This is a genomic window from Cupriavidus sp. DF5525 (assembly GCF_040149425.2).
GTDB classification, from domain to species: domain Bacteria; phylum Pseudomonadota; class Gammaproteobacteria; order Burkholderiales; family Burkholderiaceae; genus Cupriavidus; species Cupriavidus pickettii_A.
Genome location: NZ_CP168266.1, coordinates 1396075 through 1421281 on the forward strand (window position 1 = coordinate 1396075; position 25207 = coordinate 1421281).

General features: G+C 68.0%; 25 protein-coding genes and 1 pseudogene. 15 read left to right on the forward strand and 11 right to left on the reverse strand.

Features of this window, described 5'->3' with window-relative positions:
* Positions 1–159: 159 nt before the first annotated feature.
* Positions 160–684 carry a host attachment protein gene (locus ABNX08_RS27675; RefSeq protein WP_041681806.1) on the forward strand — a complete coding sequence of 175 codons (525 nt, stop codon included), beginning with the start codon at positions 160–162 and terminating at the stop codon, positions 682–684.
* Positions 685–891: 207 nt separating this feature from the next.
* Here the strand turns inward: ABNX08_RS27675 and ABNX08_RS27680 are convergent, their stop codons facing one another.
* The gene (locus tag ABNX08_RS27680; RefSeq protein WP_041681807.1) at positions 892–1602 is read right to left on the reverse strand and encodes a GntR family transcriptional regulator; all 711 of its coding nucleotides are present in this window, start codon (positions 1600–1602) and stop codon (positions 892–894) included.
* 148 nt (positions 1603–1750) lie between these two features.
* On the opposite strand from ABNX08_RS27680, the pseudogene ABNX08_RS27685 reads away from it, so the two are divergent.
* From ABNX08_RS27685 to ABNX08_RS27695, 3 genes and pseudogenes are all read left to right on the forward strand, one after another.
* A pseudogene (locus tag ABNX08_RS27685) lies at positions 1751–3450 on the forward strand (GMC family oxidoreductase).
* A 69-nt stretch (positions 3451–3519) separates the two neighbouring features.
* On the forward strand, positions 3520–4428 hold the full coding sequence (locus ABNX08_RS27690; protein ID WP_022538900.1) for a TauD/TfdA family dioxygenase: 909 nt from the start codon (positions 3520–3522) through the stop codon (positions 4426–4428).
* A 35-nt stretch (positions 4429–4463) separates the two neighbouring features.
* Positions 4464–5885 carry an aldehyde dehydrogenase family protein gene (locus ABNX08_RS27695; RefSeq protein WP_349607044.1) on the forward strand — a complete coding sequence of 474 codons (1422 nt, stop codon included), beginning with the start codon at positions 4464–4466 and terminating at the stop codon, positions 5883–5885.
* A gap of 212 nt (positions 5886–6097) precedes the next feature.
* Here the strand turns inward: ABNX08_RS27695 and ABNX08_RS27700 are convergent, their stop codons facing one another.
* The gene (locus tag ABNX08_RS27700; protein WP_349607043.1) at positions 6098–6277 is read right to left on the reverse strand and encodes a hypothetical protein; all 180 of its coding nucleotides are present in this window, start codon (positions 6275–6277) and stop codon (positions 6098–6100) included.
* A complete protein-coding gene (locus ABNX08_RS27705) occupies positions 6253–6876 on the reverse strand; it encodes a GntR family transcriptional regulator (protein WP_349607042.1) in 624 nt (207 codons plus the stop codon). Before ABNX08_RS27705 ends, ABNX08_RS27700 begins: the two co-directional genes overlap by 25 nt.
* 398 nt (positions 6877–7274) lie before the next feature.
* Between ABNX08_RS27705 and ABNX08_RS27710 the strand changes: the two genes are divergently transcribed.
* The 3 genes from ABNX08_RS27710 to ABNX08_RS27720 all read left to right on the forward strand — a co-directional run bounded on the left by ABNX08_RS27710 (position 7275) and on the right by ABNX08_RS27720 (position 9207).
* Positions 7275–8555, forward strand: a complete 1281-nt coding sequence (locus ABNX08_RS27710; protein WP_041681809.1) for an AI-2E family transporter — start codon at positions 7275–7277, stop codon at positions 8553–8555.
* A gap of 121 nt (positions 8556–8676) precedes the next feature.
* Entirely contained in the window at positions 8677–8892 is a 216-nt protein-coding gene (locus ABNX08_RS27715) for a hypothetical protein (protein ID WP_022538903.1), read from the forward strand.
* Positions 8893–9006: 114 nt separating this feature from the next.
* Entirely contained in the window at positions 9007–9207 is a 201-nt protein-coding gene (locus tag ABNX08_RS27720; protein ID WP_022538904.1) for a DUF3079 domain-containing protein, read from the forward strand.
* Positions 9208–9238: 31 nt separating this feature from the next.
* Here the strand turns inward: ABNX08_RS27720 and ABNX08_RS27725 are convergent, their stop codons facing one another.
* Positions 9239–10411, reverse strand: a complete 1173-nt coding sequence (locus ABNX08_RS27725) for a zinc-dependent alcohol dehydrogenase (RefSeq protein ID WP_022538905.1) — start codon at positions 10409–10411, stop codon at positions 9239–9241.
* Positions 10412–10656: 245 nt separating this feature from the next.
* On the opposite strand from ABNX08_RS27725, the gene gabD reads away from it, so the two are divergent.
* Complete coding sequence (gabD, locus tag ABNX08_RS27730; RefSeq protein ID WP_022538906.1) at positions 10657–12105, forward strand: NADP-dependent succinate-semialdehyde dehydrogenase; 1449 nt, start codon at positions 10657–10659, stop codon at positions 12103–12105.
* 25 nt (positions 12106–12130) lie between these two features.
* Here the strand turns inward: gabD and ABNX08_RS27735 are convergent, their stop codons facing one another.
* The 3 genes from ABNX08_RS27735 to ABNX08_RS27745 form a co-directional block, all read right to left on the reverse strand.
* Positions 12131–12904: a hypothetical protein gene (locus tag ABNX08_RS27735; protein ID WP_349607040.1), complete on the reverse strand. Its 774-nt coding sequence runs from the start codon at positions 12902–12904 to the stop codon at positions 12131–12133.
* 165 nt (positions 12905–13069) lie between these two features.
* Positions 13070–13399 carry a flagellar transcriptional regulator FlhD gene (flhD, locus tag ABNX08_RS27740; RefSeq protein ID WP_041682123.1) on the reverse strand — a complete coding sequence of 110 codons (330 nt, stop codon included), beginning with the start codon at positions 13397–13399 and terminating at the stop codon, positions 13070–13072.
* A gap of 38 nt (positions 13400–13437) precedes the next feature.
* A complete protein-coding gene (locus ABNX08_RS27745) occupies positions 13438–14145 on the reverse strand; it encodes a helix-turn-helix domain-containing protein (protein ID WP_349607039.1) in 708 nt (235 codons plus the stop codon).
* A gap of 381 nt (positions 14146–14526) precedes the next feature.
* On the opposite strand from ABNX08_RS27745, the gene ABNX08_RS27750 reads away from it, so the two are divergent.
* Positions 14527–16521 (forward strand): PAS domain S-box protein, encoded by a 1995-nt coding sequence (locus ABNX08_RS27750; RefSeq protein WP_349607038.1) that lies wholly within the window; start codon positions 14527–14529, stop codon positions 16519–16521.
* 109 nt (positions 16522–16630) lie between these two features.
* A complete protein-coding gene (locus ABNX08_RS27755) occupies positions 16631–17620 on the forward strand; it encodes a tripartite tricarboxylate transporter substrate binding protein (RefSeq protein WP_022538911.1) in 990 nt (329 codons plus the stop codon).
* A 7-nt stretch (positions 17621–17627) separates the two neighbouring features.
* Here ABNX08_RS27755 and ABNX08_RS27760 read toward each other — a convergent pair whose 3' ends face one another.
* Together ABNX08_RS27760 and ABNX08_RS27765 are read right to left on the reverse strand one after the other, a co-directional pair.
* Positions 17628–18482 carry an IclR family transcriptional regulator gene (locus ABNX08_RS27760; protein WP_022538912.1) on the reverse strand — a complete coding sequence of 285 codons (855 nt, stop codon included), beginning with the start codon at positions 18480–18482 and terminating at the stop codon, positions 17628–17630.
* Positions 18479–19288, reverse strand: coding sequence for a helix-turn-helix domain-containing protein (locus tag ABNX08_RS27765; RefSeq protein WP_041682125.1), 810 nt, complete (start codon positions 19286–19288; stop codon positions 18479–18481). The genes ABNX08_RS27760 and ABNX08_RS27765 overlap by 4 nt, the downstream gene beginning before the upstream one ends.
* Positions 19289–19591: 303 nt before the next feature.
* Here ABNX08_RS27765 and ABNX08_RS27770 point away from each other — a divergent pair, with 303 nt between their 5' ends.
* From ABNX08_RS27770 to ABNX08_RS27785, 4 genes are all read left to right on the forward strand, one after another.
* Complete coding sequence (locus ABNX08_RS27770) at positions 19592–20551, forward strand: MBL fold metallo-hydrolase (RefSeq protein WP_022538914.1); 960 nt, start codon at positions 19592–19594, stop codon at positions 20549–20551.
* A 47-nt stretch (positions 20552–20598) separates the two neighbouring features.
* The gene (locus ABNX08_RS27775; protein ID WP_041681810.1) at positions 20599–22326 is read left to right on the forward strand and encodes an FAD-dependent oxidoreductase; all 1728 of its coding nucleotides are present in this window, start codon (positions 20599–20601) and stop codon (positions 22324–22326) included.
* 33 nt (positions 22327–22359) lie between these two features.
* Complete coding sequence (locus ABNX08_RS27780) at positions 22360–22584, forward strand: DUF2783 domain-containing protein (protein WP_022538916.1); 225 nt, start codon at positions 22360–22362, stop codon at positions 22582–22584.
* Positions 22585–22725: 141 nt separating this feature from the next.
* Positions 22726–24072, forward strand: a complete 1347-nt coding sequence (locus ABNX08_RS27785) for an MFS transporter (RefSeq protein WP_022538917.1) — start codon at positions 22726–22728, stop codon at positions 24070–24072.
* A gap of 57 nt (positions 24073–24129) precedes the next feature.
* Here the strand turns inward: ABNX08_RS27785 and ABNX08_RS27790 are convergent, their stop codons facing one another.
* Positions 24130–24438 carry a hypothetical protein gene (locus ABNX08_RS27790; RefSeq protein ID WP_022538918.1) on the reverse strand — a complete coding sequence of 103 codons (309 nt, stop codon included), beginning with the start codon at positions 24436–24438 and terminating at the stop codon, positions 24130–24132.
* Between the two features lie 186 nt (positions 24439–24624).
* On the opposite strand from ABNX08_RS27790, the gene ABNX08_RS27795 reads away from it, so the two are divergent.
* On the forward strand, positions 24625–24846 hold the full coding sequence (locus tag ABNX08_RS27795) for a DUF2188 domain-containing protein (protein ID WP_022538919.1): 222 nt from the start codon (positions 24625–24627) through the stop codon (positions 24844–24846).
* 82 nt (positions 24847–24928) lie between these two features.
* Here the strand turns inward: ABNX08_RS27795 and ABNX08_RS27800 are convergent, their stop codons facing one another.
* Positions 24929–25207: a BON domain-containing protein gene (locus tag ABNX08_RS27800; protein WP_022538920.1), complete on the reverse strand. Its 279-nt coding sequence runs from the start codon at positions 25205–25207 to the stop codon at positions 24929–24931.

Consider the following 25207-nt stretch of genomic DNA (forward strand, 5'->3'; position numbering starts at 1 on the left):
CACAGCGTGCCTGTCGATACTGCAACCGCATGGCGCATGCGCCACGCGGGTGACGCGGCGGTGGCGCGGGCAACCAGTCCGGCGATGCGTGTGGCGATGGCGTACGCCTTACAACGTGGTCAACAAGGCCCGGCATTCGGGCCCGCAACCGGAGCGATCATGAAGAACATCTGGATTCTTGTGGCGGACGAATCCGTCGCCCGCATTCTTGCCTCGCATGGCGACGGCGCGCCGCTGGCGGTGGTCGAGGAAATCACCGATGCCGCCGCGCACGCAGACCGTGCCGACCTGCGCCGCGATGCCTATGGCCGCCGCGGGCATGCATCCATGCAGGGCGGCGCAGGCCGCCCCGGCACTCACCAGAGCGGGCCGTCCACGGTCACCTCATCCGCGGGCGAGGATGAACTGCACCAGGAGGCGCAGTTGTTTGCGCACCGCGTGTCGGACTACCTTTCCGATGCGCGCAACAAGCAACGTTACGAGGAGCTGGTGCTGATCGCTGCGCCGCGCTTCCTGGGCCTGCTGCGCAAGACCCTGCCCAGCGCCGTAAGCGACACTGTCACCAAGGAAATCGACAAGGACTTTGCCCACGTGCCCCACAACAACCTGCACCAGCGGCTGACCGATGAGGGCGTCGTGCCCGCGCTCCGGGTGGAACGCATCAATATGGGCCGCGATCGATAGCACGGGTGCGCGGCCGCCACGCCACTGCGTGGGCGGCCGCAACGATATCAGCGGCTGCCCGCGGCGCCGCTGCTGGAGCCAGTGGAACCGCTGGAGGTGCCGCTCGGGTGGTGGTGCTGGTAGCGGCTCCCGGCACCGGCAGCGATGTTCAATGCGTGCTGAAAGCGCCGGCAGGCACGCTGGCGTTGCGACGTGCGCGCCCTCCGCCTAGCGCCTCAGGGTCCACTTGTAGGCATAGCGGTCCGGACGGAACAGCAGTTCCCCGCAGAACAGCGGCGCGCCCTCGATGTCATACGGCGTGCTGCGCAGGCGCAGCAACGGATCGCCCTCGGCAACGCCGAGGCGCCGCGCCACTTCGGCGGGCGCGGCCACGGCGCTGGATTCCATCGTCACTTCCTTGAAGCGGTAGCCCAGCCGGCTTTCGAACAACGACATCGCGTCGTTGGTTTCCAGGTCCTCCTGGGCCAGGCGCCGCATCAGCGGCTCGCGTCCCATCAGGTTGAAGTAGGCCACCGGCGCATCGTCCCAGTAGCGCACTGTGGCAACGCTCAGCACCTTTTCTGAGGCATCCAGGTCCAGCGCCGCCGCCACGAAGGCCGGCGCGCGCACCAGCCGCACCGCAACCAGCTTGCCGTAGGCAAGCTTGCCGCGGGCGCGCGCGGTCTCGTAGAAGCCGGCGAGCGCGCCCAGGCTGGGCGTATCGGTGGGCCGCGTGACGAAACTGCCCTTACCGTTGACCTTCTCGATCAGCCCCGCGTTGTGCAGCCCCGCCAGGGCCTGGCGCACGGTGATGCGGCTGACGGAAAACTCCGTCATCAGCTCCGCCTCGGACGGCAGCTTGGCGCCGGGGCCCAGGGTATTGCTGACGATCCGCTGACGGATCTCGTTCTCGATCTCTTTGAACCTGGGCAGCGCCACGTTGCTTTCCGCCTGGCGGCGGCTCCGATGCGGGGGATTCGGGATTATACCTATCATGACAGGTTGCCGAGCGAATCCATTGACCTGTTATAACAGGTAATGGCAGTATCCGACGTCATCGCATGCGCGCGCCCCCGACGACCACTGCATGCGAGCTACACAGGAGACTCGGAAAGTGAGCAAAAAGGCATCACAAGGCATCACCAGCCAACAGGCGGAGTTCGACTACATCGTGATCGGCGCAGGGTCGGCGGGATGCGCCGTAGCAGGGCGGCTGGAGGAGGAACCAAACGCAACGGTGGTGCTGCTCGAGGCGGGGCCGCATGACCATCACTTCTCGATCTGGGCGCCGGTGGGCATTGCCGCGGTCGTGCCGAAGGCCGGCCCCGCAACTATGCCTACTACACCGAGCCGCAGGACGGCCTGAACGGCCGCCGCTCGTACCAGCCGCGCGGGCGCGGGCTGGGCGGCAGCTCCTCGATCAACGGCATGGTCTATATTCGCGGCCATCGCCGCGACTACGATGACTGGGCCGCGCTGGGCTGCCGCGGCTGGGGTTTCGACGACGTGCTGCCCTACTTCCGCCGCAGCGAGCGCAACGCGCGCCTTGCCGGCACCGACACCACCCTGCACGGCAACGACGGGCCGCTGCACGTGAGCGACCTGCGCTCGCCCAATCCGTTCTCGCAGCGCTTCATCGAGGCCGCGATCCAGGCCGGACTGCCGCGCAACGACGACTTCAACGGCCACAGCCAGGAAGGCGTCGGGATGTTCCAGGTGACGCAGCGCAACGGCGAACGCTGGAACACCGCGCGCGCCTTCCTGCACAGCGGCAACGCGGCCGACAAGGCGCTGAACGGCGGCCGCTCCGGACTGGCGGTGCTGACGGACACGCAGGCGCTGCGCATTGTGTTCGAGGGCAAGCGCGCGGTCGGCGTGCAGGTGGTGCGCGACGGCACGATGCAAGTGCTGCGCGCCCGCCGCGAGATCGTGGTCAGCGGCGGCGCCTTCAACTCGCCACAGTTGCTGCTCGCATCTGGCATCGGCCCGGCCACGCAACTGCGCAGCCTCGGCATCGACGTGGTCCATGACCTGCCTGGCGTCGGCGAGAACCTGCAGGACCATCTCGACATCATCGTCAACAAGCAACTGCAGACCACCGAGCTGTTCGGCAAGACCCCACGCGGCATGCTGCGCCTGGCGCGCGAGGTGATGCGCTACCGCCGCACGCGCACGGGCATGGAGTCATCCAACATCGCCGAGGCCGGCGCGTTCCTGCGCAGCCGCCCGGACCTGGAGATTCCCGACGTGCAGCTGCACTTCGCGGTGGCGCTGCTCGGCAACCGAAACCTGGGCAACCTCGGCCACGGCTATTCCTGCCACGCCTGCGTGCTGCGCCCCAAGAGCCACAGCCATGTGCGCCTGCGCAGCGCCGACATGCGCGAGGCGCCGCTGATCGACCCGCGCTTCCTGTCCGCCGAGGAAGACATGGCGGGCATGGTCGAGGGCGTGCGCGCGATCCGGCGCATCTTTGCCCAGCCAGCGCTGGCGCAGTACGGCGGGCGCGAAGTGCTGACCGACGCGTTCGGCCCCGACAGCGGCAATGAAGACGCCATCCGCCATTTCGTGCGCACGCATGCGGACACGGTCTACCAGCCGGCCGGCACCTGCAAGATGGGCGTCGACAGCATGGCGGTGGTCGATCCGGAGCTGCGCGTGCACGGCGTGCAAGGCCTGCGCGTAGCGGATGCCTCGATCATGCCGACGCTGGTCGGCGGCAACACCAACGCGCCCGCCATCATGATCGGCGAGAAGGCGGCGGACCTGATCAAGGCCTCGCTGCGCTGAGTCGCCCTCCGCCGCCCGGGGCACGGGCGGCATTCCTGCATCGCCAGACACCAACCAAGGAGACAACACATGCAAGCCACCGCCCTCACCCTCAACCCGGAAGCATTCCGCGCGCAGGCTCGGGAATCCTGGCCGTTCTCCGTGCGCCGCTGCACCCCGGCCATCGGCGCGGAAGTCGACGGCATCGACTTCCGCGAGCCGCTGGATGACGACACCTACCTGGCGCTGCGCGCCGCGCTGCTGAAGTACAAGGTGCTGTTCTTCCGCAAGCAGGCGATCTCGCCGGCGCAGCACGTGGCCGCGGCACGCCGCTTCGGCGAACTGGAAGTACACCCGATGCTCGCCAGCCATCCTGAGCACCCGGAACTGGTGGTCTTCGGCCGCGACGGCGAGCAGCGCGGTCGCGAGAACCTGTATCACTCTGACGTGAGCTGGCGCGAGATCCCGTCGATGGGCTCGATGCTGCGCTGCGTGACGTGTCCCGAGGTGGGTGGCGACACCATCTGGATCAACATGGCCGCGGCCTACGAGAACCTGCCGGAGCACGTGAAGGCCCGTATCGCCAGCCTGAAGGCGGTGCATGACGCGATGCCGACCTTCGGCAGCAAGCTGAGCGAGGGAAAGTACGCGGAAATGCGTGCCAAGTACCCGCCGATGGTGCATCCGGTGGTGCGCACCCATCCAGAGACCGGCGAGAAGATACTCTTCGTCAACGAGGGCTTCACCACGCATTTCGCCAACTTCGCCAAGGAGGAGCCGTATCGCATCGGCTCGGACTACCGCCCGGCCGAGCTCGACCTGCTGCAGTACCTGTATCGCCAGGCCGCCGCGCCGGAATACCAGGTGCGCCTGCGCTGGCAGCCGGACACGATCGCGTTGTGGGACAACCGTTCCACGCAGCACTACGCCGTGCAGGACTACTTCCCGGCAGTACGCCACATGAACCGCGCCACCATCATCGGCGACCGCCCGGTATGAGCCGCGCCAATCCACCGACCCTTGACATAACGCACATGAAAATCGTCGACAAGTTCTACATCAACGGCCGCTGGGTGCAGCCCGCAGCGGGGGCGACCCAGGCCGACATCATCGACCCGACCACCGAAGCCGTCGCCGGCAAACTCGCCATGGGCACCGCCGCGGACGTGGACCACGCCGTGGCCGCCGCGCACGCGGCCTTCCCGGCATGGTCCGCGTCGAGCCGCGAAGACCGCATCGCGCTGCTCGAGCGCATCATCGCCGCCTACCAGGCGCGCCTGCCCGACCTGGCCGTGGCGGTGCGCGAGGAGATCGGCGCGCCGGTCACGCTGGCCACCAACGTGCAGGCCGCAATCGGCCTGGCGCAGCTGCAGGGCACGCTGCAGGCGCTGCGCGAGTTCGAGTTCGAGACCGCGCGCGGCAAGAGCTACCTCCTGCGCGAGGCCATCGGCGTGGCGGTGCTGATCACGCCCTGGAACTGGCCGCTGAACCAGATCACCGCCAAGGTCGCGCCGGCGCTGGCGGCGGGCTGCACCGTAGTGCTCAAGCCGTCCGAGATCGCGCCGCTGGATGCGCAGATCTTTGCCGAGATCATGGACGCGGCCGGTGCGCCGCCGGGCGTGTTCAACATGGTCTTCGGCGAGGGCCGCGTGGTCGGCGCCGCGCTGTCGGCGCACCGCGACGTCGACATGGTGTCGATCACCGGCTCGACCCGCGCCGGCGTGGAAGTTGCGATCAGCGCCGCGCCCACGGTCAAGCGCGTGGCGCAGGAACTCGGCGGCAAGTCGCCGCTGATCATCCTGGACGATGCCGACCTGCGGGCCGCGGTGACCAGCGGCGTGGCGCAGGTCATGTCCAACACTGGACAGACCTGCATCGCGCCGACGCGCATGCTGGTGCCGCGCGCGCAGTACGAGCAGGCCGTGCAGATCGCGGCCGCCGTCGCCAATGCGGTCAAGGTCGGCGATCCCTCCGATCCGGAGACCAAGATGGGTCCGATCTCCAACCGCGGCCAGTACGACAAGGTGCAGCGCCTGATCGGCGTGGGCATCGAAGAAGGGGCGCGCGTGGCGGCGGGTGGCCCGGGCCGCCCCAAGGGGCTGGAGCGCGGCTTCTATGCCCGCCCCACCATCTTTGCCGACGTACGCAGCGACATGACCATCGCGCGCGAGGAAATCTTCGGGCCGGTGCTGTGCATGCTGCCGTACGACACCGAGGAAGAGGCCGTGGCGATCGCCAACGACACCGAGTACGGGCTGGCGGCCTACATCGCCTCGTCCGACCCGGCGCGCACGCGCAGGCTGGCCGCGCAACTGCGCGCCGGCTGCGTGCGCATCAATGGCGCGATGCTGGATATCACCGCCCCGTTCGGCGGCTACAAGACCTCCGGCAACGGGCGCGAGTTCGGCCCGGAAGGCATTGCCGAGTTCCTTGAGACCAAGACGGTGACCGGCTGACCGGCGGGCAGAAATCACTGTCGTCGCAGCCGCCCCCCGGCCAGGCAGCACCCTGCTGCCGGCCGGGCGATTTCTCGTTGCCCCCGGCTGTCATCCGACCAGCGCGGTGATGCTGGCGGGCACCACTTGCAGGCTGATGTCCTGCACCGCGGCAAGCCGCCGAAGCGCAGGGAAACGCCATGGGCGGCAAGCAGTGCCAGCATGGTCACGCCTCAGCGCACGGAGGTCGTGATGTCGCGCGGGATCCAGATGCGCGCACTGTCTTCGCCGGCACGGGCCAGCACCATGTGGTGGTCGTAGTAGTGCGGCGGGTACACGCCGCGCAGCCACTGCACCGGACGCCCGTCGCCGTCGCGCACCAGCCGCATCACCGACAGCAGTGCGGCGCCCATGGGCTCTTCCAGCAGCGGCGCCACGTGCGCGTCGGCCCCCTGGAGATGCTCTGGTCCGCCTGGCTGATGCGCACGCCGCCGCGCTCGAGCAAGGCCAGCACCGAGGTCTGGGTAATCGCCTGCGGCGTTCGCAGGGACGCCAGTTCCGGCGGGGTGTACATGGTCACGCACGAAACCGGGCGCCCTTCCCGGCTGCGCACGCGCACGATGCGCAACACCGCCTGCTGTGGCGGCACATCCAGCAGGGGCGCCACTTCGGCCGGGCAAGGCAGCATGCCGTACTCGATCAGCCGGATCGCGGTTTCGCCGTTGTCCTCCACCATGTTGTCCGCCAGCCGCCAGGTCCGCGCCAGGCCAGGCGCGCGGCTGCCATGGTCCTTGTTGACGAAGGTTCCGTGGTCGGCGCGCCGATATACCAGCCCTTCCTTGACCAGTTCGGAAAGCGCGCGCCGCATGGTTACCCGCGCCACTTTATATTGGTCCACCAGCTTTAATTCAGGGGGCAGACCGGTCTGGTCGAAAATGCCGCTGGCAATTTGCTGGCGCAGTATGAGGTAGATCTGGTGATAACGTGGCACAGGAGAACTGGATTTCGCCATGGTCGTCCGGATGAAACCTGATTGCAACGCCTTGATCTGTAAGAATTGTCCGTTGGGACGGCGGCGCCTACGGGGCAAGGTCCGAAGTAGCCCGAACGATATCGCAGGATTTCCGTTGGCCTCAATGGGACATTAAATGGAACATTTTCATAGTTTTCGGAAATACAACAGAAATGGAGAATCCTGCCATATTCCCTGGCGTTGATTTTTATTAAATACTTCACGCGAAAATGGCATGCCAGGCAATGGCTGCACCGGTTTGCGGAATTACCCGGCGGGCCATGGGCGGACACCTGCCGCACTTGTCTGACACCAGCTGGCGGCGGCGTCCGACAGCCGGCGGCTGCGGGCCAGCTAAGCTTCATAGACAGCGCCAGGCCTTTTGCCGGCGCCTGGCTATGTCGAGCATTCCCGATCCCAATCCCTCCCCGCTGCCGCCCGCCCCGCCAACGGAACCCATGTCAGCCGATAACGCCCTGCGCGTGCGCGTAGCCGGCAACGGCGATGATGCGGCCGCCGCCGTTGCGGAAGCGGCCGCAGATGACGCGGAAGGCACCGCCGGGCTTCCGGTCGAAACGCCGGCGGTGGTGGTGGCCCCCTCCGACGCGGTCAGCGCGGCGCTGCACCGCGCCAGCACGGCGCTGGTGGTGCTGGCCTGCCTGTTCTCGCTGTATGCGCTGCACATTGCGCGCGACTTCCTGGTGCCGGTGGTCATCGCCATCGTAATGGCCTACCTGCTCGATCCGCTGGTATGCGCGCTGCAGCGGCTGGGCCTGCCGCGCGTGCTGGCCGGCACCGTGGTGGTGCTGGCCTTGCTGTGCGCGCTGCTCAGCGGCGCCTACCTGCTGCAGGGGCAGGTGGAGTCCATCGTCAACAGCCTGCCGGAGGCGGCCAGCAAGATCTCGCGCTCGGTCGGCGCGCTGCTCAGCGGCGACGACTCGATGTGGCAGAAGATAAGGCGCGCCGCCACCGTGCTCAGCGGCACCGGGCAGCCGCCGGCACGCGGCGCGCGTGTGGTGGTGGAGCATCCGGACCAGATCAACAACATGCTGCTGGCCGGCTCAGTCAGCGTCTTCACCATGGCCGGACAGGCGGTGGTGGTGGTGTTTCTGCTGTACTTCCTGCTGCTGGCCGGCGACACCTTCAAGCGCAAGTTCATCAAGATGGTGGGCGGCACCATCTCGGAGAAGAAAATCAGCGTGCATATGCTGGATGAGGTCAACCTGTCGATCCGCCGCTACATGGGCATGCTGCTGGCGACCAATGTCGGCCTGGGCTTCTGCACCTGGCTGTTGCTCAAATGGCTGGGCGTGGACAACGCCGGCAGCTGGTCGATCGCGGCGGCGGCGCTGCACCTGGTGCCTTACTTCGGGGCGATGGCGATCGCGGTGTGCCTGGGCGTGGTGACCTTCATGCAGTTCGGCACGCTGGGCATGGCCGCCGCGGCGGCGGGCGGCTCCTTGCTGATTGCGACGCTGATCGGTTCGGTCATCACCACGTGGATGACGGGGCGCATGGCCAAGATGAACGCCGTCGCGGTCTTCGTCGCACTCCTTCTGTTCACCTGGCTATGGGGTGTGTGGGGCATGCTGCTCGCGATCCCGCTGATCACCATCGTCAAGGTGGTTGCCGATCACATCGAAGGGCTGGAAATGGTGGCGGAGTTCCTAGGCGAATAGCCCTTGCCCTTTAGTCGCTCCCCTATCGGCCTGTCCCCCGCGCTCGCCGCACCTATACTGGAATCGTGAATGCTGCACCACAGCATTTCTTGCTGTGGAATTCGCGCTGGAGGAAACCAATATGTCTTTGTGCGACCTTTGCCTGTCGCAACTGGACCGGCCGGGCCATGTGCCGCCCCATCCGAACCTGGCAATATCCGCGACGCTGAGCACCGCCAGCGGCCAGAACGCGTTCGTGTACCGGTGCGATCACTGCGGCCAGACCTTGCTGCTGGCGTCGGAAGATGGCGTAGCACCCGACCGCTGGACGCGTCTGGACGCGGATGGATGGAATTGACGAGCGCCCAGGAGGGTGGGCCTTGCGGGCCGCCTTGACGGCGCGCAAGACCCCGTCGCGCGCGCTTGGACATAATGGCCCCAGCGACCATCCACCGGCCGCCCACCACACGCCATGGCCAAGAAATTCCCCCTGCATCCCAGCCACCCCGAGCGCGTCTGCTGGGGCTGCGACAAGTACTGCCCCACCGACGCCATGGGATGCGGCAACGGCTCCAGCCGCACGCAGCATCCCATCGAACTGCTCGGCGAGGACTGGCTGGAATTCGGCGACTGGGGCATCGAGGCCCCGGCCAAGACCAGCACCGGCGCCTGAGCCCCGGCCGCCGGCCTGGTGCCGCTAGCTGCTAGCCGACGCGCATCACCACCTTGACGCAGCCGTCCTGCTTTTCGCGGAAGATCTGGTACATGCCCGGGCCCTCCTCCAGCGTCACGCGATGGCTGATCACAAACGATGGATCGAACTCGCCACGCTGGATGCGCCGCAGCAGGTCGTCGGTCCAGCGGTTGACGTGGGTCTGCCCGGTGCGCACGGTCAGGCCCTTGTTCATCAGCGCGCCCATCGGGACCTTGTCGATCAGCCCGCCATAGACGCCCGGCACCGATAACACGCCGGCGGGGCGGCAGACGTAGATCATCTCGCGCAGCACATGGGGCCGGTCGTACTCCATCATCACGGCCTGCTTGACCCGGTCATAGGCCGAATCGAGCGAGCCGGTGGCATGCGCCTCCAGCCCGACCGCGTCGATGCACTTGTCCGGGCCCTTGCCCTTGGTCTGCTCGTTGAGGGCTTCCGGGATGCTGACCTGCTCAAAGTTCAGCGGCGTCGCGCCCAGCTCCTCGGCCATGGCCAGCCGCTCGGGCACTCGGTCGATCGCGATCACGCGCCGCGCACCCTGCAGCAACGCGCTCAGGATGCAGAACTGCCCCACCGGGCCCGCGCCCCACACCGCGACAATGTCCTCGGGCTGGATATCGCACTGCGCCGCAGCCTGCCAGCCGGTGGGCAGGATATCGCCCAGGAACAGCACCGATTCGTCCGAAAGCCCGTCCGGTATCTTCACCGGCGCGACGTCGGCATAGGGCACGCGAACATATTCCGCCTGGCCGCCGGCATAGCCGCCGGTCAGGTGGGTGTAGCCGAACAGGCCGGCGGTGCTGTGGCCAAACACCTTCTCCGCGCTCGCCTTGTTGCGGTTGGTGCGCTCGCACACCGAGAAGTTGCCGCGGCGGCACTGGTCGCATTCGCCGCAGCAGATCGTGAAGGGCACCACCACGCGGTCACCCACGCGCAGGCGCCGGTTCTCCGGCCCGACCTCGACCACTTGGCCCATGAACTCGTGGCCCAGGATGTCGCCCTTTTCCATGCCCGGCACGAAGCCGTTGTACAGGTGCAGGTCTGAGCCGCAGATGGCACAGCTCGATACCTTGACGATGGCATCACGCGGATGCTCGATGACGGGGTCGGGAACCGTGTCGCAGCGGATGTCGTGCTTGCCATGCCAGCAGAGTGCTTTCATTGGGATTCCTTGCGTAGTCCGGGCTCGCAGCCGGTGGCCGTGCCAATGATGCGGGCTGACGCAAGCTCTGTTCCAATGCGCCGCCGCAGGCGCGGCAAGCTCACATGCGTGCCGGCGCGTGGCCGGCCCTGAGGTTTTACACGCGGGTCGCAGAAAGAACTACAACGCACAGGAGGACTACAATCCTCTTCACACCTTTTCACCGAGACACCGGGCATACGCACCGGGGATCCACCGAGACGACCATGCTGAACCTCACAGATGCTTCACTGCTGCGGCAGCAGTGCTATATCGACGGCCGCTGGATCGATGGCGAGCGCCGCATCGACGTGACCAACCCCGCCACCGGCGAGCGCGTGGGCCAGGTGCCGCAACTGGGCGCGGAAGAAACCCGCCAGGCCATCGAGGCCGCCAACCGCGCGCAGCCGGCCTGGCGCGCGCGCACCGCCAAGGAACGCTCGGCGCTGCTGCGCAAATGGTTCGAGCTGATCATGGCCAACCAGGAAGACCTGGCGCGCATCATGACGGCGGAACAGGGCAAGCCCATCGCCGAGGCGCGCGGCGAGATCGCCTACGCGGCCTCGTTCATCGAATGGTTTGCCGAGGAAGGCAAGCGCGTCTACGGCGACACCATCCCCGCACCGGTCAACAGCCAGCGCATCGTCGTTACCAAGGAGCCGGTGGGCGTGTGCGCGGCCATCACGCCCTGGAACTTCCCCGCGGCGATGATCACGCGCAAGGCGGGCCCCGCGCTGGCGGTGGGCTGCACCATGGTGCTCAAGCCCGCCTCGCAGACGCCGCTGTCCGCGCTGGCGCTGGTGGCGCTGGCCGAGCGCGCCGGCATTCCGGCCGGCGTGCTGTCGGTGGTGACCGGTTCGGCCGGCGCCATCGGCGGCGAGATGAGCAGCAACCCGCTGGTGCGCAAGCTGACCTTTACCGGCTCGACCGAGGTCGGCCGCGTGCTGATGACGCAGACCGCGTCGACGATCAAGAAGGTGTCGATGGAGCTGGGCGGCAACGCGCCCTTCATCGTGTTCGACGATGCCGATCTCGACGCCGCCGTGGAAGGCGCGATCGTTTCGAAGTACCGCAACGCCGGCCAGACCTGCGTCTGCGCCAACCGCATCTACGTGCAGTCCGGCGTGTACGAGGCCTTCGCGCAGAAGCTTGTGGCCGCAGTGGCGGCGCTCAAGGTCGGCAACGGCATGGAGGACGGCGTGCGCATCGGCCCGCTGATCGACGACAAGGCCGTGGCCAAGGTGGAGGAGCATATTGCCGATGCCATCGGCAAGGGCGCGCGCGTGCTGCAGGGCGGGCAACGCCACGCGCTCGGCCATTCGTTCTTCCAGCCCACCGTGCTGGCGGACGTGGCCCCCGGCATGCTGGTGGCGCGCGAGGAAACCTTCGGTCCGCTGGCGCCGCTGTTCCGCTTCGACACCGAGGACGAGGTCGTGGCCATGGCCAACGATACCGAGTTCGGCCTGGCCAGCTATTTCTACGCGCGCGACCTGGGCCGTGTCTGGCGCGTGTCCGAACGGCTGGAATACGGCATCGTCGGCGTGAACACCGGGCTGATCTCCACCGAGGTGGCGCCGTTCGGCGGCGTCAAGCAATCGGGCGTGGGGCGCGAGGGCTCGCACTACGGCATCGACGACTACCTGGTCATCAAGTACACCTGCATGGCGGGGATCTGAGGCCGCCGCCGCGCCGCGCCTGCCCTCAGCGCGCGGCGCGCGGACCGGCAGCGCTGCCGACCGGCCCGGGCCGGCTGTCGCCGCGTAAGCGCGCGACCTGGTCGTGGAAGCGCTGCATCTGCTCGAACTGGTAGCTGGCCCGCTCGAAGCTGTAGCGCGTGCCGAACCCGTGCAGCGCGTCATCGGCGCCGCGCGACAGCGCTTCCAGCGCTTGCGCCAGTGCGCGCCCTTCCACGCTGCGGTGCCGGCGCAGCCGCCACGACAAGGACTCCTGGCCCGGTCCCAGCAGGCTCTGGTCGAGGTAGCCAAGCCGTTCGGCCGTTTCCAGCGCGTCATGCAGTGCCGACAGGTAGGCGCACACGGCCGACAACCGCTGGTTCATCTCTCCGCCGAGCCGCAGCAACTGCTGCGCGCACGCGCGAAAGTGCTCGGCCGCATACGGCTCGCCGCCGCTGACGGTTTCCTGCGCAGAAGCGGCATAAGCGGCCAGCGGCCGCACCGAGGCCGCCAGCCCCGGCGGCAGCACGCTGCTGTAGTGGCTGGCGATGGCCCGCTGCAGCGCACCGTCGAGTTCGCAGCAGGTGGGCACGTCCGCGTCGACGTAGAACTCCAGCAACGCCGGCTGGCCCTGCCCCTTCGACACCACGGTACGCGCGGGCAGGCGCCTGGCCGTGGCCAGCACTGCCAGCGCGGCGTCGGCGCAGCCGTGGGCGTGGGCGTCGCCCTCGCCGCACAGCGCCTGCACGATGTCCTCGGCCTGCAGCGGGCCGACGATTTCCGTACGGATCGCCGCGGGCATGAAGGCGCCTCCGCGCCCGCACCGGCCCGCCAAGGCTGCATGCAGGTTCATCCCGACATGGGTGATCGCATTGCCCGTCATATAGCCCTCCGAAGTCGAGTCCTGTGCCCGGCCTGCCGGGCGATGTTCCGATGTTGACCAGCACGCCTGCCGACGGCAGCGGCGTCATGCGTGATCGCCGCTGTCTTGCGACGTCGTCACGATCGCCGCATGCATGTTCTGCAGGGCGTGCGGCGATCCGGTCCCGGTCAGGCCCGCCAGCAGCCGGCTGTCATCCAGCCGGAAGCGGCACAGCACCAGGTTCGAGCGCGCCAGCGCCACCATCTGCGCCGGCGTCAGCGCCGCCAGCGCGCAGCCCATCTCCCGCCCGAGACCGAGCCGGAACAGGGCTTCGGCCTCGTTCTCGCGCATCAGCCGCTGCACCAGCATCAGGTAGGACAGGTTCAGCGCCTTGATTTCGCTGACGATCCCGCTGGCGCCTGGCCCGGGCTCCATGGCGATACCCATCGCCCCGCTCTGGCTGACCGGCGCCGTCATTCGAGGCGCGATCCGTTGCCGGCACACGCGACGGGCCCCGATGGCAGGGCGGCGGCCCCGTGCCCCGGCGCAAGCGTACGCGCCGAGATCGTCGGGCGCTCGGCGATGGCCCGCAACGCGTGCTTGTCGAGCAGCTCGACGCTGCGGTGGCGCACCCGCACCAGCCCGCCGTCAGCCAGCCGAGAGAACTGGCGGCTGACGGTCTCGAGCGTCAGCCCGATATAACTGCCGATCTCCTCCCGGCTCATGCGCAGCAGGAACGCCGTCGACGAGAAGCCCCGCGCCGCGAAGCCGTCGGCCAGCCACAGCAGGAAGGTCACCAGCCGCTCCTCGGCCGTCATCAGTGCCAGCATGGTCTGCAGCGCCCGCGCACGCTGCGCCTGGCGGTCGAGCACCAGGAACAGCTGGTTGCCCAGGGCGGGCGTGTGCGCGGTAGCGGCGCGCAGCACCGCCACCGGGATCCGGCACAACTTGGTGTCTTCCAGCGCTGTTGCATAAGACGCGTATTGCGGACGGGCCAGGCTATCCATGCCCACCATATCGCCGGGGAAGTGGAAGCCGACCACCTGGGTGCGCCCGTCCTCGGTCGTGACATGCGTCTTCACCGTACCGACACGGATCGCGTACAGCGCGCTAACGGGGTCGCCGAGCAGGTACAGCGACTGGCGCTTGCGCAGCAGGGGGCGTTCGCGGAGCTGGGTCATTGGCGCCTCTTGCAAGCGCCCGGAGGGCGGATAAATGACATGTTTCTGACAGGGTGCGGGATCGGATGCATCATTCCGTGACAAATATTGACAGCGTAAAAAACCTGTGACGCATTCTTGCGGACGGAGGAATTCGGAACAATCTGTACATTCCCAATCTCCATTCGGAATCGTCCGACTTTGCGCGGAGGCCGCGAATCCCGCCCCGCGCGGCAAACGCCGGGGACACCTGGCGCGAATCATGCTGCGTCACTGCAGTCACCAGGGCGCAGCGCTAGCCCTGCCGGGTTTCGGCTGGCGTATGCTTGCAGCACGACGAGGATCGCGCACCGGGCGCCCTCCCGCGAACACATGTCGGGAAAACGCCGTTCAGGACATGCCATGAAAAAAGCCCCCGCCGACCCGCAGGACCTTGCCGGAACCGCCCGGGGTCAAGCCACCGGCTCGGTGTCGGCGGAGATCCCGGCCGACGCGCCGCACAATGCGCAACCGGATCTGTCCGCCGATGCGTCCTATCGGACCCTGGTGGAATCCATCCAGGACTACGCCATCTTCACGCTCGACGTCGACGGCCACGTGTCCAGCTGGAACAAGGGCGCGGCACGCATCAAGGGCTACACCCGCAAAGAGATCCTGGGCAAGCACTTCTCGCAGTTCTACACGCCGGACGCGATCGCGCGGCGCTGGCCCCAGGCCGAACTGAAGGCCGCCGCGGAAATGGGCCGCTTCGAGGACGAAGGCTGGCGCGTGCGCAAGGACGGCACCCGCTTCTGGGCCAACGTGGTGATCACCGCGTTGAGGGACGCCGACGGCCGCCTGATCGGCTTCGGCAAGGTCACGCGCGACATGACCGAGCAGCGCCGCAATGCCGAGGCGCTGCGCCAGAGCGAAGAGACGCTGCGCCTGCTGGTCGAAGGCGTGAAGGACTACGCGATCTTCATGCTCGACCCCGGCGGCCATGTCATCAGCTGGAACGCCGGCGCGTCGTACATCAAGGGCTACCGCCGCGACGAGATCATCGGCCGCCATTTCTCATTGTTCTACCCGCCCGAGGACGTCGCCGCCGGCAAGCCGGCCCGGCACCTGGAACGGGCCCGGCGCGGCGGGCGCATGGAAGACGAGGGCTGGCGCGTGCGCAAGGACGGTTCGCTGTTCTGGGCCAATGTCACGCTGACCGCCGTCTACGACGAATCGCGCTCGCTGCGCGGCTTTGCCAAGGTCACGCGCGACATGAGCGAGCGCCGTCGCCGCGAGGAGCTGGAGCGCTCCAGCCAGCGCATGAACGAGTTCCTCGCCACGCTCTCGCACGAGTTGCGCAACCCGCTGGCGCCGGTGCGTAGCGCGCTGGGCGCAATGCGCCTGGCCCCCGACGACGACTCGGTCGCCGACAAGAGCCTGCGCCTGATCGAACGGCAGGTGGGCCACCTGAGCCGACTGGTCGACGACCTGCTCGATATCGGCCGCATCACCTCCGGGCGGATCGAGCTGCGCACCGAGCCGGTCGAATTCAACGAGATCGTCGCGCTCGGCATCGAGGCCGCGCTGCCGGCGCTGGAAGCCAAGTCGCAGCGAGTGGATGTGCAGACTCATGCCAGCGCCATCCCGATGAACGCCGACACGACCCGGCTGGTGCAGGTGATGCAGAACCTGGTGCTCAACGCATCGAAGTTCTCGCCGCCGGGATCGTCGATTGCGATCGTCACCACCATGCAAAAGCGGACGCTGCTGGTGCAGGTGATCGACCAGGGCCGCGGTATCGCACCGGAGGCGCTCGAAGACATCTTCAACCTGTTCGTACAGGAAAGCCGGCCGGGCACAGACACGCAGGGCGGGCTGGGCATCGGCCTGTCGCTGTGCCGCTCGCTGGTCGAGCTGCACGGTGGCACCATTGCCGCCAGCAGTGCCGGCCCGGGGCTGGGCAGCACCTTCACGCTGCGCCTGCCGCTGCCGGCCCAACATGACAGCTCTGCGCCGCAGCCGTCCCAACCCGCCGCGCAGGCGCTGCAGGCGCAACGCATCCTGCTGGTCGACGACAACCGCGACGCCGCCGACAGCCTGGCCATGCTGCTGGAGATGTGCGGCCACGAAGTGACCATCGCCTACGACGGCGCCGAGGCGCTGCACGTGGCGAGGCGCTGCCGCCCGCAAATCGCGCTGATCGACCTGGCCATGCCGGGCATGGACGGCTTCGAGGTGGTGCGCGCCATGCGCGGCGCGGCCGGGACCGAGCATACCCGCTTCGTGGCGCTGACCGGCTTTGGCCAGCCGGCCGACCGGAAGCAAACCGAAAAGGCAGGCTTTGACGCGCACCTGGTCAAGCCGGTGGAGCTGGAAACGCTGTTCGGCACCATTGCCCGGCTGCAGCATCCGGAGTGACGCGTCCCACGCGCCAAACCCCACCTTCGCCAATGCCAAACCCGCGGCCGCTCGCGCTGCGACACACTGACAGCCGTTCCATCGCACAAGACACAGAAAGGAGACAGCGATGCAGGGTTGGAAGGTTGGGATCAGGCGCGCAGCCACGGGGCTGCTGTTGGCGTTCGCCGCCACCGCGGCGGGGACCGCGCTGGCGGACTATCCGGACAAGCCGGTGCGGCTGGTGGTGCCGTTCCCGCCGGGCGGCGCCACCGACCTGCTCGCGCGCGAGATTGGCAATGCGCTGTCGGTGCGCCTGCACCAGCCGGTCGTGATCGACAATCGGCCTGGCGCCGGCGGCAACCTGGCGGCCATCGCCGTGGCGCGCGCGCCGGCTGACGGCTACACGCTGCTGTTCGGCACCTTCGGTTCGCTGGCGGTCAACAAGAGCCTGTATGACAAGCCCGGCTACGACCCGCTGAAAGACTTCGCCCCGGTGGCCTCGGTCGCCTACCTGCCGAACGTGCTGGTGGTGCACCCGAGCGTGCCTGCGCGCAATGTACAGGAGCTGCTGGCGCTGGCGCGCAAGGAGCCGGGCAAGCTGACCTATGGCTCGTTTGGCAACGGCTCGTCGTCACACCTGGCCGGTGAGCTGTTCACGCACCTGGTTGGGGTCAACATCACGCACATCCCCTACAAGGGCAGCGCAGCGTCGATGACCGACCTGATCGGCGGGCGCATCACCATGATGTTCGACAGCGTCTCGACCGCGCTGCCGTATATCCGCGACAACCGCGTGCGCGCGCTGGCGGTCACCACGCAGAAGCCTTCCGACCAGCTTCCCGGCGTGCCCACACTGGCCGCGGCCGGCGTGCCCAACTACGAGCTGACCGCCTGGTTCGGCGTAGCCGCGCCGGCCGGCACCCCCAAGGCGGTGATCGACCGCCTCAATGGCGAGATCGTGGCCGCGCTGAAGCAGCCGGAAATGGTGGCAAAGCTGGCAAGCCAGGGCACGGTACCGTTCCCGGCCACGCCGGCGCAGTTCGGCAGCTATATCCGCGCGCAGTACGAGAAATGGGACGCCATCGTCAAGGGCGCCAATATCCGGCTCGATAACTAAGCCGGCTTCACTGGGCCTTCAGCGCCCCGAAACGCCACGACAGCCGCCGCGCCGCCTGCCGCACCAGCGCGGCGGTGGCGCCTTCGGTGCTGCTGTCGAAGCTGCCGCTCGAGCCCATCACGGCGATCACCAGCGCCAGGCTGCCGGTATGGTCGAACACCGGCGCAGCCAGCGTGTCGATGCCGGGCACCGGGTGGCTGAGCGCATTGTCGACCTGCGCGGCACGCACGCGCGCCAGCCGTTCGACATAGTCCCGGGCCAGCTTGCCGCCGGCTGCGAGCCCTTCCGTGGCCGCCGCGCCAGCCATGCGCAGGTGGTCGGATTCCAGCAGGCCCGCCAGCACGTTCTCCGGCAGGCAGGCCGCCACCGTGCGGCCGATCGCGGTATGGACCAGCGACAGCACCGTGCCCACGCGCAGGCTCACATGCTGCGGGCGTGCCGACTCCTCCAGCCGGACCACGGTCGGCCCCAGAGGCCCCAGCACCGCCATCGCCACGCTCAGGCCGGTGGCGCCGGCCAGCTCGATCACTTCCGGCTCGGCCTCGCGCGTGGGCGACAGCCGCTGCAGCGCGATCAGGCCCAGTTCCAGACCTAGCGGGCCGCACAGGTAGTTGCCCGCACTGTCGCGCGCCAGCAGGCCGGTCTTCTGCAGGCTCACCAGGTGTGGGAAGGCCTTGGCCGCGGGCATGCCTGCCGCCAGCGCCAGGTCGCGCAGTGCCAGCGGACGGCCCGCCGCGACCAGCGCGGACAGCAGTTGCCCGGTGCTGTCGAGCGACTGGATGCCGCGTTGGGGCTTGCCGCCTTCGGTCTCCGCGTCGGATGTTTGCGGGGCTACTGCAATCGGATCTTTCGCACGCGTCATGCCGGACGTCCCTGTTCCTGCCGCAGCGCGGCGCCGATGTCCGCGGCCGCCGCCTGCAGCGCCTGCGCGGCCGCGCCGCGCCAGCCCACGTCGATGGCGCCGGTCGAGCCGACCAGGGTCAGCACCAGTCGCAGCGCGCCGGCAGCGTCCAGCACCGGCACGCTGAGGCTGCTGACGGCGGGGCTGGGGGTATCGATGCTGCGCTCGATGCCGCGCTCGCGGATGGCCTGCAGCACTGCGCTGAAGCTGGCCAGCTCGGCCTCCGTCGCGCCCGGCCGCTGCACGCGCCACAGCGGCTGCCATTGCGGCGGCGGCTGGAAGGCGCAGAACACGCGCCCGGTGGCGGTGGCAGCCAGCGCCATCACCGTGCCCACGTGCAGGTTCACATGCAGCGGCGCGCTGGCCGGCACATAGCGCACGATGGTCGGCCCCTGCGGGCCGGCAATGCTGATCGCCACGCTGAAGCCGGACGCCTGCGCCAGCGCATCCACCCGCGGCAGCGCCGCGCGGTAGGCCGGGTCCTGCTCCAGGTGCAGCAGGCCCAGCTGCAGCGACAGCGGCCCGGGCTCGTAGCGGCCTGACAGGTGGTCGCGCTTGATCAGGCCCAGCCGCGTCAGGCTGACCAGGTAGGCATGCGCCTGCGCCGGCGCCAGCTGCGCGGCGTCGGCCAGCGCGGCCAGCGGCATCGGCGTGCGCGCGGCGGCCAGCGCGGCCAGCAGGCGCCCGCCCACCTCCACGCTCTGGATGCCTCGCTGCGCCTTGTCGGCTGCCTGCGTACCTTCGTCCCCCGCCTTGCGCCTGGCCATTGCCATCCTGTGTGATAGGAAAACCCGGATATTAATCGAACGCCTCTGGCGAGCGCTTGCCCGGGGGGTTTACCCGCGCCGGTCACGTGCCCTTCCATGCCGGTTTCTGCACATGCCAAATATTTTCCATAGGCTAATCATTTCGCTATTGATTAATTTTCGAAGGTTTCCTAAGATTGCACTACCCCGTCGCACCAGTCGTGACACATCCATAGAAACGGGGCGAGACAGCCCGCGCGGCCCCGCTGCGCATCACCGCATGCCCGTGCGCCGTCTCGCCGCCCCACACAGAGGAAAGACGCCATGTCCAAGGCATTCGCATCCCAGGCCGACCTGGAAGAAAAGCAGATCACCTTTACCCAGCTGTCCGAGAACGCCTGGGCCTACACCGCCGAAGGCGATCCCAACTCGGGCGTGATCATCGGCGACGACGGCGTGCTGATCGTCGACACCACCGCCACCCCGGCGATGGCGCAGGATCTGATCGCCCGCATCCGCACCATCACCGACAAGCCGATCAAGTACGTGGTGCTGTCGCACTACCACGCGGTGCGCGTGCTGGGCGCGTCGGCCTACTTCGCCGAAGGCGCGCAGCAGATCATCGCCAGCCGCGGCACCTGGGAAATGATCGTCGAGCGCGGCGAAGCCGACATGAAGTCCGAGATCGAACGCTTCCCGCGCCTGTTCGCCGGCGTCGAGACCGTACCCGGCCTGACCTGGCCGACGCTGGTATTCGAGAAGGAAATCACGCTGTTCCTGGGCAAGCTGGAAGTGCGCATCGCCCACCTGGGCTCGGGCCACACCAAGGGCGACACCGTGGTCTGGCTGCCGCAGCAGAAGGTGCTGTTCTCCGGCGACCTGGTCGAGTACGACGCCGCCTGCTATTGCGGCGACGCTCAGTTGGAAGACTGGCCGGCCACGCTGGACGCACTGCAGGCGCTCAACCCGGAAAAGCTGGTGCCCGGCCGCGGCCCCGCGCTGACCTCGCCGGAGGAAGTGAAGAAGGGCATCGCCTATACCAAGGACTTCGTCACCACGCTGTTCCAGTCCGGCAAGGAGGCCGTGGTCGAGAAGCTCGACCTGAAGGCCGCGATGGCGCACACCCGCCGCGCGATGGATCCCAAGTTCGGCCACGTCTTTATCTACGAGCACTGCCTGCCCTTTGACGTCTCGCGCGCCTACGACGAGGCCAGCGGCATTCGCCACCCGCGCATCTGGACCGCCCAGCGCGACAAGGAAATGTGGGCCGCGCTGCAGGACTGAGCCACAGCAGGACACAAAGAAACAAAGACGTGGATGGAGACACAAGCATGAGCAGCATCGACTACCAGCGGCTGTCGTTCGAGTACCAGCCCTGCGCGGAACAATCGGCAGGGGCCGACCCGGCCATCCACCCGGTGGTGGTGGTGGGCGCCGGGCCGATCGGCCTGGCCACCGCCATCGACCTGGCGCAGCGCGGCGTGCGCGTGGTGCTGGTCGATGACGACTGCACGCTGTCCACCGGCTCGCGCGCGATCTGCTTTGCCAAGCGCACGCTGGATATCTTCGACCGGCTGGGCTGCGGCGATCGCATGGTCGACAAGGGCGTGAGCTGGAACGTCGGCAAGGTGTTCCTGCGCGACCAGCAGGTGTACAGCTTCGACCTGCTGCCCGAGAGCGGCCACCGCCGCCCGGCGTTTATCAACCTGCAGCAGTACTACGTCGAAGGCTTCCTGCTGGAGCGCGCGCAGGCGCTGCCCAATATCGAGATCCGCTGGCACAACAAGGTGGTGGGGCTGGAACAACGCCAGCCAGGCACGCCGGACGCCAATGTGGTACTGACCATCGAAACGCCCGAAGGCTGCTATCCGCTGGCCGCGCGCTACGTGGTCGCCGCCGACGGCTCGCGCAGCCCGATGCGCAAGCTCCTCGGACTGGACAGCAAGGGTCGCACCTTCCGCGACCGCTTCCTGATCGCCGACGTGAAGATGGAAGCGGACTTCCCCACCGAGCGCTGGTTCTGGTTCGACCCGCCCTTCCACCCCAACCAGTCGGTGCTGCTGCACCGCCAGCCCGACAACGTCTGGCGCATCGACTTCCAGCTTGGCTGGGATGCCGACCCCGTGCTGGAGAAGACACCGGAACGCGTGATCCCGCGCGTGCAGGCGCTGCTGGGCAAGGACGTGAAGTTCGAACTGGAGTGGGTCAGCGTGTACACCTTCTCGTGCCTGCGCATGGACAGCTTCCGCCACGGCAATATCCTCTTCGCCGGCGATTCGGCGCATGGCGTGTCGCCGTTCGGCGCGCGCGGCGCCAACAGCGGCGTGCAGGATGCCGAAAACCTGGCGTGGAAGCTGGCCTATGTGCTGCAGGGCCATGCCGCCGACACCTTGCTGGACACCTATGCCAACGAGCGCGAATACGCCGCCGACGAGAACATCCTCAACTCCACCCGCGCCACGGATTTCATCACGCCCAAGAGCGCAGTGAGCCGTGTGTTCCGCGATGCCGTGCTGACGCTGTCCAAGCGCCATGCGTTTGCGCGCGGGCTGGTCAACAGCGGCCGGCTGTCGGTGCCCGCAGTACTGCGTGGCTCGCCGCTGAATACGGGTGACGATGCCGAAGGCTACAGCGGCAACATGGTGCCCGGCGCTGTCTGTTGTGATGCCCCGGTGTCCGGTATGCAAGGCCAGGGCTGGCTGTTGTCGCACCTGGGCGAGGACTTTACCGTGCTGCTGTTCGGCAACCCCGAAGCGATCGATGCCGGCATCCTCGCCGACCTGGCCGCGCTGAAGCAATCCGGCGTGCCGCTGCGGCTGGTCTACATCACCGATGCCGCGCAGCCAGTGATGACCTGCTCCAACGCCACCGTGCTACGCGACGACCAGGGCCTGGCCGCCGCCCGCTACGGCGCCACGCCGGGCACCTGCTACCTGGTCCGTCCGGACCAGCACGTGTGCGCACGCTGGCGCCGCGCCGACCCTGCCGCGCTCCGCGCCGCGCTGGCACGCGCCACCGGCGCCGGGCTGCGGGCGGCGCCGGGCCAGATGGCCGCCTGAGACGCGTCGGACAGAAGTACAGCGGAGACAACCATGCCCAACATCCTCAACACCCAGCCCAACCTCGCGCGTCCTGACGACTTCTACGAAGCACTGATCGAGATGCACCGCGACCTCGACGAAGCACAGAGCCAGGCCGCCAACGCTCAATTGATCCTGCTGCTGGCCAACCATATCGGCGACCACGACGTGCTGATGGCCGCGCTGCAGGCCGCGCGCGAAGGCGTGGCCGACATGCCGGCCACCGCCCCCGCCTGACCTGCCGCGGGCGCGGCCATGCCGCGCACGCCCCGCTCTTTTCCTCGCACCAACCCGGGCCAACGCGCGCCAGACGCCGCCCGCTGGCGGAACCCCACGGCTGCCCGCCGCCGCAGCCATCACCGTACGGAGACAACGTTCATGAGCCATCCGGTCTCAGGGGATCTTTCGTCCCTATCCACCCTATCGCCCCCCGCCACACTGGCCGCGCACGATGAAGACGCGCTCTACCGCAAGGTCTGGCTGCGCATCATCCCATTCCTGTTCGTCTGCTACGTAGTGTCGTTCCTGGACCGGATCAACATCGGCTTCGCCCAGCTGCAGATGAAGCAGGATCTTGGCTTCAGCGACGCCATGTACGGGCTGGGCGCCGCCGTGTTCTATGTTGGCTACGTGCTGTGCGAAGTGCCCAGCAACATGCTGCTGGCGCGCTTCGGCGCGCGGCGCACCTTCACCCGCATCATGGTGCTGTGGGGCATTGCCTCGGTGGCGATGATGGCGGTGTCCACGCCCACGCAGTTCTACACGCTGCGCTTCCTGCTGGGCGTGTTCGAGGCCGGCTTCTTCCCCGGCATCGTGCTCTACCTGACCTACTGGTTCCCGGCGCGGCGCCGTGCCGCGGTGATGGCGATCTTCTTTGCCGGCGTGGCGGTGGCGGGCGTGCTGGGCGGGCTGGTGTCGGGCTGGATCATGCGCGACATGGCCGGCGTGCTCGGCCTGCAGGGCTGGAAGTGGATGTTCGCGATCGAAGGCGCGCCCGCGGTGCTGCTCGGGCTGGTGGCGGCGCGCTGCCTGGTAGATGGCCCGCAGCAAGCGAGCTGGCTCAGCGACAGCGAACGCGCGCACCTGGCGCGCGCCACCGCCAGCGAGTCGCATGCCGGCGGCCATTCGCTGCACGCGTTGCGCCAGGTGCTGCGCAACCCGCGCGTGTACCTGTTCGCCTTTATCTATTTCTCGCTGACCTGCGGCTCGCTCGCGCTGAGCTTCTGGATGCCGCTGATGATCCGGGACTTCGGCATTACCGACGTGATGTCGGTGAGCCTGTATTCGGTGGTGCCCAATGCCGTGGGCGCGGTCGGCCTGATTCTGATCGCGCGCCACTCGGACCGCACCGGCGAGCGCCATCGACACTTCCTGCTGTGCACGGCCGGCGGCGCGCTGGCGCTGGCCGCGCTGACGCTGCACCCGTCCAGCCTGGCTGCGATGCTGGCGATCCTGTCGGTGGCCGCGGTGCTGATCTTTGCCGCGCTGCCGGTGTTCTGGTCGCTGCCGCCCAGCTACCTGCCGGGCGCGGGCGCAGCTGCTGGCATCGCCTTTATCAGCAGCATCGGCATCACCAGCGGCATCGTCAGTCCGTGGGTGATCGGCCAGATCAAGACCCAGACCGGCAGTCTCGACAACGCGCTGTACCTGCTGGCCGCACTGCTGCTGGCCAGCGGACTGGCGATGTGGCTGGGCGTGCCAAGGCTCCCCGCGCCGCGGGCCTGAGCCGCGCCGCGGGTGCCTTCAGAAGCGGGATGTCCGCGCCCCCGTGGGGCGCGACTTTCAGTGGGAACGGCCGCAGGGGATGACGGAGGCGATTTCCTCGCGCATCACCTCGACCACATCGTCGATCTCCAGCCCTTCGGCCGTGACCAGCACATCCTGGCCGCGGCCGATGGCGTAGACCACGCCGCGCCAGCGGCCAGGCTCGACCGCCTCGCACAGGCGGATATTGAATTCGGTGTCCTGGTCCTGGCTATAAACGGTCACCAGGTCGCCAATCTGGGGGGCTTGCACCGCTTCTCCGTCGAACGCCCGGGCCACTACGGTCACCGGCGACTGGGTCAGTCCCCTGGCAAATCTCGCTCGCATGGTCCGCTCCTCTTATTACGGTCCGAGTCAGCTTACAAGAGGAGCTTACAAAAGGCCCGGCAAATAACCAGTAATTTCCGTCATAAAGTGGGGCTTGCTGCCCTTGCCAGCTTGTCAGACGCCGCCGGATAGACAGCGCCGGTACATAGGCCACAATAAAGGCACTAACAGTCGAGGAGACGGCAAATGGGCTCCAACCTACACGTCGTGCCGCACCAGGATGGCTGGGATGTGATCCATGAAGGCGCCCGCTATGCGGAATCGCACCATGCCACCCAGGAAGAGGCGATCGCGGCCGGCACGACCGCAGCACGGCGCGAACACGTCGAACTGCTGGTCCACGGCCGCGACGGCCAGATCCGTTCGCGCAACAGCTTCGGGCGCGATCCGCGCGCCATACCGGGCTAACCGCCGTACCGGGCTAACGCCTGCCCTCAGAAGCCGGATAGTCATATCGCTGCGCCGCCTGCAGCCGTCCCGCATTGGCCAATCAACCGCCGGTGCGGTCCGGCGCGATGTGGATGTGGTTGACGATCTCGCCCACCCCGGCGCACCCGCGCACGCAGGCTTCGACCGCAGCGCGGTCGGCCGCAGTGCCGATGGCGCCTGCAAGCGTCACGCGGCCCTGCGCCACGCGCAGAGATACCTCGCTCACGTCCAGGCCTGCGTCCCACAAGCGCTCGCACAACGTGGCCTGCAACGCGGCATCGGCCTGCGTCGTGCCTTGCACCCCGCCGGCGTCGCCCGGTCCGGTCGATGGATCTTGCAT

Bases quoted from the DNA above. Each gene is read 5' to 3' on its own strand.
- ABNX08_RS27725 (WP_022538905.1), bottom strand. From the start codon at position 10,411: ATGAAAGCACTCTGCTGGCATGGCAAGCACGACATCCGCTGCGACACG.
- ABNX08_RS27700 (WP_349607043.1), bottom strand. From the start codon at position 6,277: ATGGGCGCCGCACTGCTGTCGGTGATGCGGCTGGTGCGCGACGGCGAC.
- ABNX08_RS27790 (WP_022538918.1), bottom strand. From the start codon at position 24,438: ATGCGAGCGAGATTTGCCAGGGGACTGACCCAGTCGCCGGTGACCGTA.
- ABNX08_RS27785 (WP_022538917.1), top strand. From the start codon at position 22,726: ATGAGCCATCCGGTCTCAGGGGATCTTTCGTCCCTATCCACCCTATCG.
- ABNX08_RS27800 (WP_022538920.1), bottom strand. From the start codon at position 25,207: ATGCAAGATCCATCGACCGGACCGGGCGACGCCGGCGGGGTGCAAGGC.
- ABNX08_RS27745 (WP_349607039.1), bottom strand. From the start codon at position 14,145: ATGACCCAGCTCCGCGAACGCCCCCTGCTGCGCAAGCGCCAGTCGCTG.
- ABNX08_RS27780 (WP_022538916.1), top strand. From the start codon at position 22,360: ATGCCCAACATCCTCAACACCCAGCCCAACCTCGCGCGTCCTGACGAC.
- ABNX08_RS27755 (WP_022538911.1), top strand. From the start codon at position 16,631: ATGCAGGGTTGGAAGGTTGGGATCAGGCGCGCAGCCACGGGGCTGCTG.
- ABNX08_RS27695 (WP_349607044.1), top strand. From the start codon at position 4,464: ATGAAAATCGTCGACAAGTTCTACATCAACGGCCGCTGGGTGCAGCCC.
- ABNX08_RS27750 (WP_349607038.1), top strand. From the start codon at position 14,527: ATGAAAAAAGCCCCCGCCGACCCGCAGGACCTTGCCGGAACCGCCCGG.
- ABNX08_RS27690 (WP_022538900.1), top strand. From the start codon at position 3,520: ATGCAAGCCACCGCCCTCACCCTCAACCCGGAAGCATTCCGCGCGCAG.
- ABNX08_RS27675 (WP_041681806.1), top strand. From the start codon at position 160: ATGAAGAACATCTGGATTCTTGTGGCGGACGAATCCGTCGCCCGCATT.
- ABNX08_RS27705 (WP_349607042.1), bottom strand. From the start codon at position 6,876: ATGGCGAAATCCAGTTCTCCTGTGCCACGTTATCACCAGATCTACCTC.
- ABNX08_RS27720 (WP_022538904.1), top strand. From the start codon at position 9,007: ATGGCCAAGAAATTCCCCCTGCATCCCAGCCACCCCGAGCGCGTCTGC.
- ABNX08_RS27775 (WP_041681810.1), top strand. From the start codon at position 20,599: ATGAGCAGCATCGACTACCAGCGGCTGTCGTTCGAGTACCAGCCCTGC.
- gabD (WP_022538906.1), top strand. From the start codon at position 10,657: ATGCTGAACCTCACAGATGCTTCACTGCTGCGGCAGCAGTGCTATATC.
- ABNX08_RS27710 (WP_041681809.1), top strand. From the start codon at position 7,275: ATGTCGAGCATTCCCGATCCCAATCCCTCCCCGCTGCCGCCCGCCCCG.
- ABNX08_RS27770 (WP_022538914.1), top strand. From the start codon at position 19,592: ATGTCCAAGGCATTCGCATCCCAGGCCGACCTGGAAGAAAAGCAGATC.
- ABNX08_RS27715 (WP_022538903.1), top strand. From the start codon at position 8,677: ATGTCTTTGTGCGACCTTTGCCTGTCGCAACTGGACCGGCCGGGCCAT.
- ABNX08_RS27795 (WP_022538919.1), top strand. From the start codon at position 24,625: ATGGGCTCCAACCTACACGTCGTGCCGCACCAGGATGGCTGGGATGTG.
- flhD (WP_041682123.1), bottom strand. From the start codon at position 13,399: ATGGAGCCCGGGCCAGGCGCCAGCGGGATCGTCAGCGAAATCAAGGCG.
- ABNX08_RS27760 (WP_022538912.1), bottom strand. From the start codon at position 18,482: ATGACGCGTGCGAAAGATCCGATTGCAGTAGCCCCGCAAACATCCGAC.
- ABNX08_RS27735 (WP_349607040.1), bottom strand. From the start codon at position 12,904: ATGCCCGCGGCGATCCGTACGGAAATCGTCGGCCCGCTGCAGGCCGAG.
- ABNX08_RS27765 (WP_041682125.1), bottom strand. From the start codon at position 19,288: ATGGCCAGGCGCAAGGCGGGGGACGAAGGTACGCAGGCAGCCGACAAG.